This window comes from uncultured Muribaculum sp. (genome assembly GCF_910583865.1).
Classification (GTDB): Bacteria; Bacteroidota; Bacteroidia; order Bacteroidales; family Muribaculaceae; genus Muribaculum.
This window is the reverse complement of the sequence record NZ_CAJTYX010000039.1, coordinates 1-16,386: the sequence shown is the minus strand read 5'-3', so window position 1 is coordinate 16,386 and position 16,386 is coordinate 1. Positions and strand designations below refer to the sequence as shown.

At 53.7% G+C, this 16,386-nt stretch carries 10 protein-coding genes and 2 tRNA genes; 2 read left to right on the top strand and 10 right to left on the bottom strand.

What is annotated here, in order from left to right; all coding sequences use genetic code 11:
* Positions 1-13: 13 nt before the first annotated feature.
* The 8 genes from QZ303_RS08635 to QZ303_RS08600 form a co-directional block, all read right to left on the bottom strand.
* Complete coding sequence (locus QZ303_RS08635; protein WP_295731733.1) at positions 14-1,906, bottom strand: amidophosphoribosyltransferase; 1,893 nt, start codon at positions 1,904-1,906, stop codon at positions 14-16.
* Between the two features lie 82 nt (positions 1,907-1,988).
* Entirely contained in the window at positions 1,989-3,416 is a 1,428-nt protein-coding gene (locus tag QZ303_RS08630) for a glutamate synthase subunit beta (protein WP_295731731.1), read from the bottom strand.
* A gap of 53 nt (positions 3,417-3,469) precedes the next feature.
* Positions 3,470-7,978, bottom strand: coding sequence for a glutamate synthase large subunit (gltB, locus tag QZ303_RS08625; protein ID WP_295731729.1), 4,509 nt, complete (start codon positions 7,976-7,978; stop codon positions 3,470-3,472).
* Between the two features lie 132 nt (positions 7,979-8,110).
* Positions 8,111-10,300, bottom strand: a complete 2,190-nt coding sequence (locus QZ303_RS08620; protein ID WP_295731727.1) for a glutamine synthetase III — start codon at positions 10,298-10,300, stop codon at positions 8,111-8,113.
* 45 nt (positions 10,301-10,345) lie between these two features.
* Positions 10,346-11,575: an LL-diaminopimelate aminotransferase gene (locus QZ303_RS08615; RefSeq protein WP_295731725.1), complete on the bottom strand. Its 1,230-nt coding sequence runs from the start codon at positions 11,573-11,575 to the stop codon at positions 10,346-10,348.
* A 36-nt stretch (positions 11,576-11,611) separates the two neighbouring features.
* The gene (gene dapF, locus QZ303_RS08610; RefSeq protein ID WP_295731723.1) at positions 11,612-12,463 is read right to left on the bottom strand and encodes a diaminopimelate epimerase; all 852 of its coding nucleotides are present in this window, start codon (positions 12,461-12,463) and stop codon (positions 11,612-11,614) included.
* A gap of 337 nt (positions 12,464-12,800) precedes the next feature.
* Entirely contained in the window at positions 12,801-13,970 is a 1,170-nt protein-coding gene (locus QZ303_RS08605; protein WP_295731721.1) for an acyltransferase, read from the bottom strand.
* A gap of 107 nt (positions 13,971-14,077) precedes the next feature.
* Positions 14,078-14,662 (bottom strand): Crp/Fnr family transcriptional regulator, encoded by a 585-nt coding sequence (locus QZ303_RS08600; protein ID WP_295731719.1) that lies wholly within the window; start codon positions 14,660-14,662, stop codon positions 14,078-14,080.
* Between the two features lie 195 nt (positions 14,663-14,857).
* Between QZ303_RS08600 and mltG the strand changes: the two genes are divergently transcribed.
* Both mltG and QZ303_RS08590 read left to right on the top strand, forming a co-directional pair.
* Positions 14,858-15,880, top strand: coding sequence for an endolytic transglycosylase MltG (mltG, locus tag QZ303_RS08595; protein WP_295731717.1), 1,023 nt, complete (start codon positions 14,858-14,860; stop codon positions 15,878-15,880).
* Positions 15,881-15,895: 15 nt separating this feature from the next.
* Entirely contained in the window at positions 15,896-16,144 is a 249-nt protein-coding gene (locus QZ303_RS08590) for a DUF2007 domain-containing protein (protein WP_295731715.1), read from the top strand.
* A 70-nt stretch (positions 16,145-16,214) separates the two neighbouring features.
* Here QZ303_RS08590 and QZ303_RS08585 read toward each other — a convergent pair.
* Positions 16,215-16,288: transfer RNA gene (locus QZ303_RS08585), tRNA-Pro, on the bottom strand.
* Positions 16,289-16,299: 11 nt separating this feature from the next.
* A tRNA-Leu gene (locus QZ303_RS08580) sits at positions 16,300-16,383 on the bottom strand.
* Positions 16,384-16,386: the final 3 nt, after the last annotated feature.

The window sequence follows — 16,386 nt, the reverse complement described above, 5'->3', positions numbered from 1 at the left end:
CCAATTACAGCAGTCAGTTGCGGCGGTCGGGATGTCCTTCGTAGTAGTTGACGAAAGCGCGGTTGACGAGGCGAGTACCGCCCGGAGTGGGATAGTTGCCGGAGAAATACCAGTCGCCTGGCGATGAGAGGACGGCCTTGTGCAGTCCGTCGAGTGTCTGATAGATTATGCGGACTTCCGCGCGGGTGTCCGTCGGTGTGAGCATCTCGGCTATCTTTGCGGAAATCTTGTCATCGGTAAACGGTGCATAAATTTCCTTGACGCAATTGGTTATCTCGGAGTCGGGAAGCGATTCCTGCATCAGGCAGCGCCGATACACGTCGTCGAGCACATCTGTGCGACCGCTCTCTTTCAAGAGGGCAACTGCGGCGCGAAAAGCACAGAATTCACTCATTCGCGACATGTCTATTCCGTAGCAATCGGGATAGCGCACCTGTGGTGACGAGCTTACTACCACTATCCTGCGTGGCGAAAGGCGGTCGAGCATACGCAGTATCGACTGCTTGAGAGTGGTGCCGCGCACGATTGAGTCATCAATCACAACAAGAGAGTCCACGCCCGGTTCGACCACTCCGTAGGTCACGTCGTAGACGTGGGTGGCGAGGTCGGCACGGGTCGATCCCTCTGCTATGAACGTCCGCAGTTTGATGTCCTTTATGGCCACTTTTTCAACGCGTAGCTTACGGCTCATGATTTCGCACAGTTTCCCCTGTGTAAGTGTCCCGCTTTCCTGGGCTTTCATTATGGCTGAGGCACGGCGGCTGTCAAGTTCCTCTTCAAGGCCTTCCACCATGCCTATGAATGCCACTTCGGCAGTGTTGGGTATGAAAGAGAAAACGGCATGCTGCAGATCGCCGTCAAGAGCCTCTGCAACGGGAGCGGCGAGCTGACGCCCGAGCGATTTGCGCTCGCGATAGATGTCGGCATCACTGCCGCGCGAGAAATATATGCGTTCGAACGAGCAGCGTGCATCGTCAGCTTCGGGAATCACTCTGCTTATGCGTATGTCACCGCTCTTTGAGACAATCACGGCTGCACCGGGTGCGAGTTCGTGAACGTCATCGATATGCACATCCATCACCGTCTGTATGACCGGACGTTCCGATGCCACCACTACAATCTCGTCATCGGCGTAATAAAAAGCGGGGCGTATGCCGTGGGAATCGCGCAATGCCCACATGTCGCCAGAGCCGATGGCTCCGCATATTACGTAACCTCCGTCCCAGCTCGGGGCAGTGGCGTTCAATATCGACGGGATATCGAGGTTGTCCTCGATGGCACGGGCACGCTCTATCCCATCCAGACCATTCTCGGTAAACTGATGGTAGAGCCTGTTGTTCTCCTTGTCGAGCGCATAGCCAAGTTGTTCGAGTATGATGACTGTGTCGGAAAATATGCGTGGGTGCTGGCCTTTTGCCACTACTTCCGAGAAGATGCTCTCCACGTTGGTCATGTTGAAGTTGCCGCAGAGCATCAGAGAGCGTGAGCACCAGTTGTTGCGTCGTAAGAACGGGTGGACGTAGCTCATGCCGCTACGTCCGGTGGTGGAGTAGCGCAGGTGGCCCATGTATATCTCTCCTATGAATGGAGCTTCCTCCTCAATCCATTTTTCGTCATGGCGGTCGAGACGGGCATTCTCGATCTGATGGTTGATGTTGGAGAATATCTCGCTGATTGCACCCGAGCCAAGTGCGCGTTCGCGGAATACGTATTCGGAGCCTGCGGGTGAGTGCATCTTTATGCATCCTGCTCCTGCGGCTTCCTGGCCGCGGTTGTGTTGCTTTTCCATGAGAAGATACAGCTTGTTGAGTCCGTATTGCCATGTGCCGTATTTTTCCTTGTAGAAGGCGAGGGGTTTGAGCAGGCGTACCATTGCCACGCCGCATTCATGCTTAAGAGGTTCCATCAGTGGAGATATACGTTGTTGTTTATGTAATTAAAAAAGAGAAGATGTGCAAGGTATTTCCCGCACATCTTCGCATTATGTGTTATTTTGTTGACAAATATTTATGTATGCCTTCGGCGGCTTGTCGGCCGGAGGCCATGCATCGAACCACGAGCGATGCCCCGGTGGAGGCGTCGCCTGCGGCGAACACCTTGGGGACTGACGTTGACATGTCGGCATCGACTTTGATATTGCCGCGTGTGTCCTTGTCGACTCCGAGTTGTTCAAGAAGCCCTTCGGCCACCGGATTAGTGAATCCTAAGGCAAGAAGCACCAGGTCGGCCTTGATTTTCTCGACTTTGCCGGTGCGCACGATTTTCTTGCGCCCGGTTGCGGGGTCGTCGGCCCATTCTATTTCCTCGAGCTCGGCTTCGGCCACATGGCCGTCGGCATCACCGATGAAACGTCGTGTGTCGAGAAGCCAGCGCCTCGTGCAACCCTCGAGATGGCTGCTCGAGGTCTTGAGCACTACCGGCCAATAGGGCCATGGTGTGTCGGGGTTGTCGCCTTCCGGAGGCATCGGCATGATTTCGATCTGTGTCACGCTCGCTGCCCCCTGGCGGTGGGCGGTACCTACGCAATCGCTTCCGGTGTCTCCTCCGCCGATTACGAGCACATTCTTGTTTTTAGCCGTTATGCGGCTGTCGGCGGCGATTTCCTGGCCTGCGTTTACGCGGTTCTGTTGTTGCAGTAGCTCAAGAGCGAAATGGATTCCTTTCAGCTCGCGACCATCTATCCGGAGGTCGCGTGGCACTTCGGATCCGATGGCGATGCACACTGCATCGTAATCGTCGAGCAGTTCAGAGGCTGGAATGTCCACACCGACATTCACTCCCGTGCGGAATTCGATCCCCTCCTCACGGAGCAGCGCGAGACGGCGGTCGATCACGGTCTTGTTGAGTTTGAAGTCGGGTATACCGAGTCGCAAGAGACCTCCGACAGCCTCGTTTTTCTCGAACACCGTTACCGAGTGCCCTTTCCGGTTGAGGCGGTTGGCACACGTGAGTCCTGCAGGTCCGGAGCCGATGACGGCCACGCGGAATCCTGTGCGACGGGCCGGGATATGAGGTTCGACTATCCCCTCAAGGAATGCGCGTTCCACTATGGCCGCCTCGTTTTCGCGGATTGTGACCGGTTCGTGCTGCTTGTTGAGCACGCATCCTTTCTCGCACAAAGCGGGACATACGCGGCCGGTGAATTCAGGAAAGTCGTCGGTGGCAGTAAGCAGCCGGTAGGCTCCACGGATGTCATTCTTATAGAGGCGGTCCTGCCACTCCGGCTGGCGGTTGCCCAGCGGGCAGCTCCAATGGCAGAACGGTACGCCGCACTCCATGCAGCGTGATGCCTGTAGACGCCGGTCCTCGGGGTTGAGCGTCTGCTCCACCTCACCGTAGTCCTTTATGCGGTCGTTGACGGGCCGGTAGCCTGCCTCTTTGCGCGGTATCGTAAGAAACGCTTTGGGATTTCCCATATGTGATGTTGCGTTATTGGGTTCGTAGATGATTATATTTTTGATGGCTCATGTCAGTCGCGCTGTATGTTGGCGATCTTTTCCTGCATTTTTTCCATCTTTTCCTGATGTAGCACCTTCTTATATTCGAATGGTATTACCTTTATGAACTGTTCGGAGTAGTGCTGCCAGTTGTCGAGCATCATTCCTGCCAGAGGCGAGCGGGTATGCTTGTAGTGGTTGCCGATGAGGCGGTATAGTTCGCGATTGTCGGCCATGTCCTCTATCAGCGACAGTTCCACCATCTCCATGTTGCAGAAATAGTCGAAATTCCCGTCGGGATTCCATACGTAGGCTATTCCTCCGCTCATGCCTGCCGCGAAGTTGCGTCCTGTGGTGCCGAGCACCACTGTGCGTCCGCCTGTCATGTATTCGCAGCAGTGGTCGCCCACGCCTTCCACTACGGCTATGGCGCCGGAATTACGCACGCAGAAGCGCTCTCCGACACGTCCGTTGATGTATATTTCCCCGGATGTGGCTCCGTAAAGCAGCGTGTTGCCTGCGATAATATTGTCCTGCGGGGCGAAAGTGCTACCGGTAGGGGGCACGATTACAATCTTACCTCCGGAGAGTCCCTTGCCTACGTAGTCGTTGGCATCGCCTTCGAGACGGAACGATATGCCGTGTTCCAGGAATGCGCCGAACGACTGTCCGGCCGATCCCTGGAATGTGCAGGAAATAGTGTCATCGGGGAGTCTGGCATCGCCGTATTTCTTGGCCACGACACCCGATAGCATCGCTCCGACCGAGCGGTCGGTATTGTGTATAGGGAATTCAAGTTCTATGGGCATGCCCGATTCGATGGCGGGGTAGGCGCGTGAGATGAGTTCGCGGTCGAGTACACGGTCGATGTCGTGTTTCTGCGGCACGACGTTGATTATGGCGTTTACCTTTGATTCAGACGGCATGTAGAGCAGCCGCGTGAAGTCGAGATGGGCTGTCTTTGGAGTGGTGTAGTCCGGCTTTACCTGAAGCATGTCGGCACGTCCGATTACTTCGTCGAGCGAGCGCACTCCGATTTCTGCCAGGGTCTCTCGTATCTCTTTGGCGAGGAAGCGGAAGAAGTTGACCACATATTGCGAACGGCCCGTGAATCGGCGGCGAAGTTCCTCGTTTTGTGTGGCGACACCTACCGGACATGTGTTTAGATGGCATTTGCGCATCATCACGCATCCGAGCACTATCAGCGCGCTTGTGGCAAAACCATATTCCTGCGCACCGAGCATGGCCATTATGATAACGTCACGGGCGGTCTTTAGCTGGCCGTCGGCCTGTAGCTTTACCTGTCCGCGCAGGTTGTTGAGCACGAGGGTCTGCTGCGTCTCGGCAAGTCCGATTTCCACAGGCAGTCCGGCATAGCGTATCGAGCTGGCGGGAGAGGCACCTGTGCCGCCGTCGCTTCCTGATATGGTGATGAGGTCGCTCTTGGCCTTTGCCACTCCGGCGGCGATGGTTCCCACACCGCTCTCGCTCACAAGTTTGACGCTGACGTTGGCCAATGGGTTGACATTCTTAAGGTCGAATATGAGCTGGGCGAGATCCTCGATTGAATAGATATCGTGGTGCGGTGGAGGGGAGATGAGCGATATGCCCGGTATGGAGTGGCGTGTCTTTGCTATGATCTTGTCGACCTTGAATCCTGGCAACTGTCCGCCTTCGCCGGGTTTTGCTCCCTGGGCTATCTTGATTTGGATTTCGTCGGCGTTGACAAGATATTCTGCAGTCACGCCGAAGCGTCCGGATGCCACCTGTTTTATGGCAGAACGTGCCGAACTACCGTCGGGACGTGTCTTGAAGCGCTCCGGATCTTCGCCGCCTTCTCCGGTGTTTGAGCGCGCGCCGATGGCGTTCATGGCTATACCGAGCGCTTCATGGGCTTCGCGTGATATCGAGCCGAACGACATGGCTCCGGTGACGAAACGGTGCATTATGGATTCTTCCGGTTCCACTTCATCGAGCGGTACGGGTGTGCCTTTGCGGAATTCGAGGAAATCACGTATGAATATCGGTGAAGGCTTGTTGTCGACAATCGACGTGAACTCTTTGAACTTCTTGTAGCTCTCCATGCGTGTGGCGAGTTGTAGTGTCGCTATGGCCTCCGGTGTCCAAGCGTGGCTCTCCCCGTCTTTGCGGAAGGCGTATTGACCTATGTGGCGCAGCGGCTCGTCGGCATCGATATCGTCGGCATACGCTGCCGCATGCGTTGCAAGAATCTCTTTGGTGAGGTCGGAGAGGTCAATGCCGCCAATCTTGCTTACCGTGAAACCGAAGTAACGGTCGGACAGTTCTTGCGACAATCCTATCGCCTCGAAGAGTTGTGCTCCTTTGTAGGAGGTGAGAGTGGATATGCCCATCTTCGACATTACCTTGAGTAGACCTTTGTCGACGGCCTTTATGTAATTCTTCTCTGCGGTATGGAAGTCGAGCTGTAGCTCCTTGCGGGCCACAAGGTCATCGAGCACGGCAAAGGCCAGGTATGGATTTATGGCACTTGCCCCATAGCCGGAGAGCAGTGCGAAGTGCATCACCTCGCGTGCGTCGGCAGTCTCGATGACGAGCGCTGTCTGGAGGCGCTTCTTAAGGTCGATGAGATGGTGGTGCACGGCTGAAGTCGCGAGCAACGAAGGTATGGGCGCATTCTCGCTGTCGACTCCACGGTCGGAGAGCACGATGTAGTTGCATCCCTCGTCGACGGCCTTCTCGGCCTCGTCGCATAGGCGTCCTATGGCAGCTTCAAGGCCGTCGGCACCATCTTTTACCGGGAATGTCATGGCGAGCTTGCGAGTGTTGAAACCCTTATAGCGCAGGTTGCACAGTATGTCAAGTTCGCGGTTTGTGATAATCGGGCGCTTCAGTAGAACCATCTTGCACAGCTCCGGTGAGGCATCGAACAGGTTCAGGCTGATGGCCCCGATATAGCTGTCGAGACTCATCACAAGTTCCTCACGCAACGGGTCGATAGGCGGGTTGGTAACTTGTGCGAAGTGCTGGCGGAAGTAGTTGAACAGCAGTTGTGGTTGACGGCTCAGTACGGCGAGCGGAGTGTCACACCCCATGGAGTTGACAGGCTCTTTGGCCTCGGCCGCCATCGGTGTCATGATTTTCTCCACCTCTTCGCGGTGGTAGGAGAATGCGCGTAGCAGACGTCGGAAATCGGGTACGGTGTTCTCCACCTTTCGGCCCGTGGTAATCTTATCGAGGATGATGCGGTTGCGCTGTAGCCAGTCGCGGTAGGGAAATTCTCCGGCGAGCTGTTCTTTCAGTTCTGCATCATAGTGTATCTCACCTTTCTCCATATCGACCATGAGCATCTTGCCCGGACGCAGACGGCCTTTTTCTATGATTTCAGATGCTTCGAATGGGAGCACTCCAACCTCCGATGCCACCACCATTGTGCCGTTGCGGGTAATCAGGTAGCGTGCCGGACGTAGCCCGTTACGGTCAAGCATACCCCCGGCATAACGGCCGTCGCTGAAAAGCAGTGTGGCCGGGCCGTCCCATGCTTCCATGAGTATAGAATGGTATTCGTAGAAAGCTTTCAGCTCTGGAGATATTGGGTTGCGGTCGTTGAAGGATTCCGGCACGAGCATGGCCAGCGCGTGGGGGAGCGACATGCCCGACATCACGAAATATTCCAGCACATTGTCGAGCGACGCCGAGTCGCTCATGCCCGGCTGTATGATTGGAGTCACATCGTTGTCGCCGAGAGCGGCGGGATGTAGCACGCATTCGCGCGCCTTCATCCACATGCGGTTGCCTTGTATGGTGTTGATCTCGCCGTTATGTCCGAGCATGCGGAACGGCTGGGCGAGCGCCCATGTGGGGAATGTGTTTGTAGAGAACCGCGAGTGCACCAGAGCCATACCCGTGGTGAAGTGCGGGTTCATCAGGTCGGGGTAGTAGTAGCGGAGCTGAAGGCTCGACAGCATACCTTTGTAGACGATTACACGCGATGAAAGGCTGACGATGTAGAACTGTTCCTTGTCGGGGATGTCGAGGACAGCAATCTTCTTTTCAATGCGGCGGCGCAGTATGTAAAGACGCGGCTCCATAGGTTCGTCGCTTTTCTCGTCGGCGATGAATATCTGGCGTATGGCAGGCTCGGCCTCTCGGGCCACTATGCCAAGCTGGTCGTTGTTGGTGGGCACTTGCCTTACGGCAATCAGCGACAATCCCATCTCGATGGCCTCGCGCTCGATCACGTCGAGCATCATCTGCTGTGTGTACTCATCTTTAGGGAGAAACACCAGACCTGTGCCGTAGCGTCCCTTTTCGGGCACCGCTATGCCTTGCAGAAGTATGAACTCATGTGGAATCTGCACCATGATCCCGGCTCCGTCGCCGGTCTTGGGATCTGCACCCTCAGCGCCTCTGTGCACCATGTGCTCAAGCACCTGCAAGCCTTTCTCAACAAGCTGATGTGATTTTATCCCTTTGATATTCACGAGCAGTCCCACGCCACAGGCGTCGTGCTCGTAGCGGCTATCGTAAAGCCCCCGGGATGTAGGCAAACCTTTATACATATCTTTAACTTTCCTTATGATTATGGGGTAGGAGAGGGGGATGTTTGATACGGACGCGGCAACTGTGCCATGGCGGCAGATGTCGCCGCGTCCGTGTGGATAATCTTTATGTGTTATTCCGAAGATGTAGTCTTAGCGGATAAACAATAGCTCGCGGTACTTAGGCAGAGGCCACATTTCGTCATCGACCATAAGTTCGAGTTTGTCGATGTGGTAACGGATTACGTCCATGCATGGGAGCACGTTGTCGTGGTAAGCGATGGCCTTCTCGCGCTCGTCATCGATCTTGTTGGCTGCCTTACGGGCATTGACCATCTTCTTTACCTCCTCCATGATGGTGGCCATGTGGGTGGAGATGCGTTCGATGGTGTCGAGATCCATTGCGGCAAGCTTGTCGCCCTTCTCGTTGGGGAAGAGTGTCTTTAGCTTGAACACGTTGTCGGTGAGCACCGACTGGTAGCGTATGGCAACCGGGATTACGTGGTTGATGGCGAGATCGCCGAGCACACGTGCCTCGATCTGCAGCTTTTTGGTGTACATCTCCCACTTTACCTCATTGCGGGCCTCAAGTTCGAGTTTTGAGAAAACGCCGGTCTTTTTGAACATCTCGATGCTCGACGGCGACAGGTAGGAGTCAAAGATTTTCGGAGCGGAAGTCTCGCAGTCGAGTCCTCGACGCGCTGCTTCCTCTTTCCATGCATCGGAGTAGCCGTTGCCGTCGAAGTGGATTGCCTTGGATTCCTTGAGTATCTCCTTTATCTCGGCGAGGAGCGCATGGTTGAGCTGTTCGCCGGAAGCGATGCGTGCGTCCACCTTTGCCTTGAAGTCCATGAGCTGTTCGGCTACTGCGGCGTTGAGGGCGATCATGGCCGAAGCGCAGTTGGCCGATGAGCCTACGGCGCGGAACTCAAAACGGTTGCCCGTGAACGCGAATGGGGAGGTACGGTTGCGGTCGGTGTTGTCGACCATGATTTCAGGTATCTGATCGACGTTGATTTTCAAGCCTTTCTTTCCTGCGAGTTCAATCAGGTCGTCGGAATCGCTTTTTTCGAGTTTGTCGAAGATTTCCGATAGCTGAGAGCCGAGGAAGATGGATATGATAGCCGGGGGTGCCTCATTGGCGCCGAGCCTGTGGGCATTGGTGGCCGACATGATCGAAGCTTTCAGCAGGCCGTTGTGGCGGTAGACTGCGGCCATCGTATTGGCAACGAAAGTTATGAACTGCAGGTTGTCTTTCGGGGTTTTGCCAGGGGCATATAGAAGAACGCCGGTGTCGGTGCCGAGACTCCAGTTGTTGTGCTTGCCGGAACCGTTGATGCCGGCAAAGGGCTTTTCGTGAAGCAGCACACGGAAGTTATGGCGGCGTGCCACCTCGGCGATGAGCGACATGAGGAGGAGGTTGTGGTCGTTGGCGAGGTTGGTCTCCTCGAATATAGGCGCAAGCTCGAACTGGTTGGGTGCTACCTCATTGTGGCGCGTCTTGGCCGGGATACCGAGCTTGTGGCACTCGATTTCAAGGTCGAGCATGAACGACTCCACGCGAGATGGAATAGCACCGAAATAGTGGTCCTCAAGCTGCTGGTTTTTGGCGCTTTCATGTCCCATGAGCGTGCGGCCTGTCATTACGAGGTCGGGACGTGCGCTGTAGAGGGCCTCATCGACAAGGAAATATTCCTGCTCCCATCCGAGATAGGAGCTGACGTGCTTCACCTCCGGATCGAAATACTGCGCTACTGCGGTAGCAGCCTTGTCTACACTATTGAGCGCACGGAGGAGCGGTGTCTTATAGTCGAGCGATTCGCCGGTGTATGCGATGAAGATGGTCGGGATGCAGAGCGTCTTGTCGAGGATGAATGCCGGGGATGAGATGTCCCATGCCGAGTAACCTCTGGCTTCGAATGTGTTGCGGATACCGCCGTTGGGGAAGCTGGAGGCGTCCGGCTCCTGCTGCACGAGGAGCTTGCCTGTGAACTCCTCTACCATGCCACCTTTGCCGTCATGCTCCACGAATGCGTCGTGCTTTTCTGCGGTTCCGTCGGTAAGCGGGTGAAACCAGTGTGTGTAGTGACGTGCGCCGTTGTCGATGGCCCACTGTTTCATGCCTGCGGCAACGCTGTCGGCGATTTCGCGCGAGAGCGGCTTTTTGTTGTCGATAGCATCGACAAGTGCGTCATAGGTCTTTTTGGGAAGATACTCGAACATCTTCTGACGGTTAAAGACGTATTTCCCGTAGTATTCCGTCGGGCGTTCCTTAGGTGTCTCTACGGGGATGGCTTTACGGTCAAAAGCCTCTTCCACTACTTTAAATCTCAACTTTGACATAAAACTTTGAATATGTGATTATTAGTTGGCGTTTGTTCTTTTGTCTCATTTCAGCGGCCGCATGCGCTCCACCGCACGAAGAGTGTCCTCATAGCTGCTGAAAGCGGTCAACCGGAAATATCCTTCGCCCGAAGGACCGAATCCGCATCCCGGGGTACCGGCCACACGGCATCGGTCGAGCAACAGGTCGAAGAATTCCCACGATGACAGTCCGTCCGGTGTGCGTAGCCATATGTAGGGCGCGTCTATGCCGCCACGGGCCTCTATCCCGATGGATGCGAGTCCGTCGCGAAGCACGGCGGCGTTGCGCATGTAGTAGGCTATGGTGTCTGCCACTTGACGGCGTCCCTCGGGAGTGTAAAGCGCTTCGGCAGCACGTTGGATGATGTAGCTCGCTCCGTTGAACTTGGTCGACTGCCTGCGCAACCATAAGGCGTTGAGGCTTATCTCGGTTCCGTCATCGGCTACGCCTTTAAGCTCTCTCGGCACTACCGTGTAGCCGCATCGCAGCCCGGTAAAACCTGCGGTCTTGGAGAAGCTGCGGAACTCTATGGCGACTTCGCGCGCTCCTTCGATTTCGTATATGGAATGGGGCACGTCGGGACGCGTGATATAGGCCTCGTAGGCCGAGTCGAAGAGTATCAGCGAGCCGTTGCGACGTGCATAGTCGACCCAGCGTGACAGTTCGTCGCGGGTCAGTGCCGTGCCGGTGGGATTGTTAGGATAGCAGAGATATATCACGTCCGGGTGACGGGTAGGCAACGAAGGGATGAAATCGTTGGCTGCCGTGCACGGCAGGTACTCTATATGACTCCATTGTCCGGTGTCCGTCATGTGGCCTGCACGTCCGGCCATGACGTTGGTGTCGACATATACCGGATAGACCGGATCGGTGACAGCCACGCGGCAGTCGGTCGACAGTATGTCGCCTATGTTGCCTGTGTCGCTCTTTGCACCGTCGCTCACGAATATCTCGTCGATGTCGATCTCCACTCCTCTTTGTCGGTAGTCACCGTCGGCTATGGCTTTCCGCAACCATGCATAACCCTGTTCTGGTCCGTAGCCGTGAAATGTCGCGGCGTGTGTCTGGTCGTCGGCCGCTTTTTTCATCGCCTCCACAGCCACGGGGCATATGGGGCATGTGACATCGCCGATGCCCATACGTATTATGTCGGCATCGGGATGGGCTTCCTTGTAGGCTTTCAGCCGGCGTGCCACTTCCGTGAACAGGTAGGTGGGTGAGAGTCTATGGAAGTTGTCGTTAATCCGTATCATCGTTATCTTGTGGTTTCAATCCCTGTTTCAGTTTCGTTATCGGCGGCGGTAAGTTCCGTGGAATACTGTTTCTGCCGGGCCTGTCATGTAGACGTGTGAGTCAGCAGGATCCCACTCTATCTCCAGGTCGCCTCCGAGCAGATGGACGACGGCGTGGCGTTTGCTAAGTCCGTTGAGCACGCATGCCACCAGCGTGGCGCATGCCCCGGTGCCGCATGCCATAGTCTCTCCGCTACCGCGTTCCCATACCCTCATGCGCAACTCGACGGGACTTACCACTTCTGCAAACTCTATGTTGGCACGGTCGGGCCACATTGGATGTCGTTCAAGTTCAGGTCCGAGAGTGTCTACAGGCGCGGTGTCCACGTCATCAACGATGGTCACGCCATGCGGATTTCCCATCGATACCGCCGTGATTTTAACCGGGCCAAGGGTTGTCGCGACATTCTCGTTGACCATCTGCGGAGAGTCGAATGTCACCGGCACTTCTGCCGTGTCGATTTCCGGTATGCCCATGTCAACCGTGACTGACGTTATCCTGTCATCTGCATCGGGATGCAGACGCAGGGTTTTCACTCCGGAAAGTGTCTCCAGGGTGACGGTGGTCTTGTCGGTAAGATGTGATTCGTAGACGTAGCGCCCCACGCATCGGCTTCCGTTGCCGCACATGCGCGCTTCCGAGCCGTCGGCATTGAATATGCGCATCTTGAAGTCGGCGCATTCCGAGGGGCAGATGAGGATGATTCCGTCGCCGCCCACGCCTGTGTGGCGGTCACTCATTTCGATGGCAAGCCGGGGCAGCTTATCCGGCACGCGATCCATACAGTTTATATATATGTAATCGTTGCCTATGCCATGCATCTTTGTGAATGGAATCTCTTTTATCATAGGTTTAGAGATTGGTGCGACGGGAATTTATCTCCCGTTACGCCTGCAAAATTAGCAATTTCCCTAATCTCTGCAATGAAAAATGTGAAAAATCTTAGAAAAACTTGAAAAATATGGATTATTTCAGTGTAATTGGTTGAATCTGTGTCAAAAATCTCGAATTACATGTGCAGATGTGGAATTTTGCCAAAAATGTCGTGCTCCACGTCTGTGGGATAACTCATTTTACGAGGGTATTGCAATTATACATACAGATCGGTGATTTATAGATTTAATGGGGTATGCTTCAGACAAGATTTGTATTTAGAATTGAATTCATGGTGGATAAAGCATTTTATCAGCTTCGCCGAGATGTGAAGCGTGATGAGAGGTAATGGCGTACGGGATCGTCGTACCATTTTAAGGCCATCCATGCCATCATGATAATGCCGGCAAACAATGCGGCGCATATTGGCCATGCCTCGGCGAATGTGATTCCGTTGTCCCATACCCATGCATAGAACAGGTACATCACTGGATAATGTATTATATATACCGGATATGACATCTTTCCCAAAAACTCGCATATCTTATCGGAAAATGTGTCGGTGGTAATGCCGCATGCGCCTACGTAGACAATGGCCGGAAAAATCACGATGGTACATATAGTGTCATATACCCCGTTGGCTATGGATGGCAATCCATTGACACCTACATAAGGGCATGCCATTATTGCTGCAATTATGGCGGAGCATATCCAGAATGCACCACGTATGCGTCTCGGTTTGAAGTCGCGGATGAGCAGGAGGCCCATTCCGAACGAGAAAGAGAGCCGCAGCAATCCTCCTAACCATCCCATGTCGGCCATCGACCATCCCAGTCCGAGATGGTATGCTCCCGACATGTTACATAATGCGCATGCCGCCAACCCGATACCTGATAGAATGACTACAGAGCGGAGTGCTGCATTGGAAAGTTTATGCAATATGAGTGCGTAGAGTAAGCTGCCGATATATTCAAAGAACAGAGACCATGATGGCCCGTTGAGAGGAAACATCTCTCCGTTGCCTCTTACATCCGTTTCCGTGCCTGAAAGCACCGGAATCATGAAAAGCCCGAGAAGAAGTGCTAAGAGCGCCGTGTGCAAAGGCACAGGAGTACCGTCCCACTTCACGCTGCCTTGAAACAGATATGCTATGAGACCGAGGATTACGCTTAGTACCACCATGGGTTGAAGTCGTATGATGCGCCTGATCAGAAATCGTCCAGAGGTCATCCTGTCCTCACTCCATCTGTTGTCATATGCATAACCTATTACAAATCCTGAAAGTACGAAGAAGAAATCCACGGCCAGATATCCGTGGTTCATCATCTGGTCGGTAGGTGATGTCGCGAATCCTTCGAAGAAATGATACCATATGACGAGCATGGCTGCTACGCCTCGTAGTCCGTCAAGGATATAGTAACGCGGCTTGAAATCACTGTGAGGAGTATGGGAGGTAGCATAGGGTGGGGTGGTTGTAGTCATTTGGCAATTACTTATGACTGCAAAGTTATGCTAAAACTTACAGATTATTTTTGACCTGTATCAAAAAATGGTGGGTCGTCTACGTTGATGCTCATGACGGCATCCGTTCACGGCCGGGTGGCGCGGATTCGACTGAGCGTGGCCGGATTAATGCCGAGATAAGAGGCGATATCCCCAAGTCGTGCGCGTCGGCATACTTCTGGAAACTGCATAGCGAATTCTGCATAGCGTTCACGTGCTGGCAGTGTAAGCCTCTCCTTATGAGACCTATGGATGCGTCGGTATTCGTTCTGGTGTATGATTCCCCACCAGTTGCAGAGCTCTATGTCATGTCTGATCATATAGAGCAGCATACTCACATCTATCTCATAGGCTCTTACGGTCTCAATCGATTCGACATATTCTTCACTTGGCAGATTGTAGTAGACTTCGTCCATGCTGAACACGATTCCGCCTTCGAGGGAGAAAGATGTGGTTATCTGCTCTCCATCTACCAGCCAATAACTGCGTGTCATCCCATCCTCGATGAAGTAGGCGTGTCCGGCTTGTTCTCCGGCAGTTACTATCAGGCTTCGGCGTGGAAAGTCGCGGCGCGTGGTCATAGATGCCAATTCCCTTAGCGTTGAGTCGCCTACCGGCCATGAACGCCGTATGGATGCCACTATTCGTGGTATTTCGATGAGTTCTGCCATATATCTTGGAAGGAGAGTGTGTATAGGTTGTGGGATGCACGTACAAAAATACTATATTAAGCGTATCCGGCAAATATTATTCTTTTGTCTGACTTATAAATTTTGTGAAAAACGTTTATGTAATTCATCAAAGGTATTATCTTTGAATAAGTATTGGATGCGTTGTGAGTAGGCGCATCTGGATTTTATACGCTTATGGTAATTCGATGTAAGAATATTGTCTTAGTGGCCGGTGCTGCTGTTGTGGCAATCGTCGCAATAGCAGCCCTCATATATAATATGTATGCCCGGGTTGAATATGCCGGAGAGTCGTCATGTTGGGTTTATATACCGGCGGGTGCGGATTCTGACTCTGTTTCGGCCATACTTGATCGTGACCTTGGGCGTGCCGGACGGCGTGCTGCCGATATGTGGCGTCTTTATGGCGGATCACCTTTGGTTGCCCACGGTGCGTATCGTATAGATCCGGGAACCCGCTCAATCGATATATTCCGCAGGGTTGCACGCGGTGCGCAGACCCCCGTCAGAATCACGTTTAACAATATCCGGCAATTGCCCCAGCTCGGCGCGCGCATCTCGCGCTCTATAGAAGCTGATTCGGCACATGTGATGGCGGCAATCGATAGTGTCCTGTCGACGCGCGGATATAAATCCGAAGAATATATCGGGGCTTTTTTCCCTGACACATATGAATTCTACTGGACGGCACGTCCGGCCGATGTGGTGACTTCGCTTATAGCAGAGCGGGAAAGTTTCTGGACAGACAAGAGGCGTTCGCGTGCCGCATCTCTCGGGATAACTCCTATGCAGGCATCCGTGATTGCCAGTATAGCGGAGGAGGAAACCAACGACAGAGGTGAACGAGGAGTAGTGGGACGCTTATATCTTAATCGCCTCCATCGTGGGATGCTCCTTCAGGCAGATCCTACAGTAAAATATGCCGTCGGGGATTTTTCGATAAGACGTGTCACCGGACGACATCTTGCGGTCAACTCGCCATATAATACTTATCGCAGTTCCGGATTGCCACCGGGACCGATACGTATGCCTGAACGTGCCACTATTGACTCTCTTCTGTTTAGCACTCCCCACGATTGTCTATATATGTGTGCGTCTCCTGATTTTTCTGGGCGACATCTTTTTGCACGTGATTTTGCCGCGCATAAGCGGAATGCGGAGGCATATCATCGTGCCTTGAATCGGCGTAACATAAAATAATAAATACTGAGCCAAATGGAAATACAAGCGAATATTCCTGGAAACGACCTTGTGTTGTTCAACGAGTATGCCAATAGTGCTGATGCATATATTGTAAAAGGTGTCCTTGACACTAACGGAGTACCGTCGATTGTTGACAATTCTATAATGGGCACACTACTCGGCGGCATTACTGCCGTAGGCAGTTTTCGTCTCATGGTTAGGCGCAAGGATCTTGACATCGCACGTCGGATTATGTCTGACCCGACTATACACACCCAATAGTTTATGTGGATGGTCAAAAAAATAATCGTCCATAATTCCAATGAATCATAGACGATTGATGGGTAATTAGTCGGGGTGACTAGACTCGAACTAGCGACCTCACGCCCCCCAGACGCGTACTCTAACCAACTGAGCTACACCCCGCTAAAATATTGTGTCCGAGATGAGATTCGAACTCACACAGCCTTTCGGCCACTACCCCCTCAAAGTAGCGTGTCTACCAATTCCACCACCCGGACATG

What these genes read in the sequence shown, in the direction of transcription:
- QZ303_RS08635 (WP_295731733.1), bottom strand. Translation starts at nt 1,906, where the DNA reads ATGGAACCTCTTAAGCATGAATGCGGCGTGGCAATGGTACGCCTGCTC.
- QZ303_RS08620 (WP_295731727.1), bottom strand. Translation starts at nt 10,300, where the DNA reads ATGTCAAAGTTGAGATTTAAAGTAGTGGAAGAGGCTTTTGACCGTAAA.
- QZ303_RS08600 (WP_295731719.1), bottom strand. Translation starts at nt 14,662, where the DNA reads ATGGCAGAACTCATCGAAATACCACGAATAGTGGCATCCATACGGCGT.
- QZ303_RS08630 (WP_295731731.1), bottom strand. Translation starts at nt 3,416, where the DNA reads ATGGGAAATCCCAAAGCGTTTCTTACGATACCGCGCAAAGAGGCAGGC.
- QZ303_RS08605 (WP_295731721.1), bottom strand. Translation starts at nt 13,970, where the DNA reads ATGACTACAACCACCCCACCCTATGCTACCTCCCATACTCCTCACAGT.
- QZ303_RS08615 (WP_295731725.1), bottom strand. Translation starts at nt 11,575, where the DNA reads ATGATACGGATTAACGACAACTTCCATAGACTCTCACCCACCTACCTG.
- gltB (WP_295731729.1), bottom strand. Translation starts at nt 7,978, where the DNA reads ATGTATAAAGGTTTGCCTACATCCCGGGGGCTTTACGATAGCCGCTAC.
- QZ303_RS08590 (WP_295731715.1), top strand. Translation starts at nt 15,896, where the DNA reads ATGGAAATACAAGCGAATATTCCTGGAAACGACCTTGTGTTGTTCAAC.
- mltG (WP_295731717.1), top strand. Translation starts at nt 14,858, where the DNA reads ATGGTAATTCGATGTAAGAATATTGTCTTAGTGGCCGGTGCTGCTGTT.
- dapF (WP_295731723.1), bottom strand. Translation starts at nt 12,463, where the DNA reads ATGATAAAAGAGATTCCATTCACAAAGATGCATGGCATAGGCAACGAT.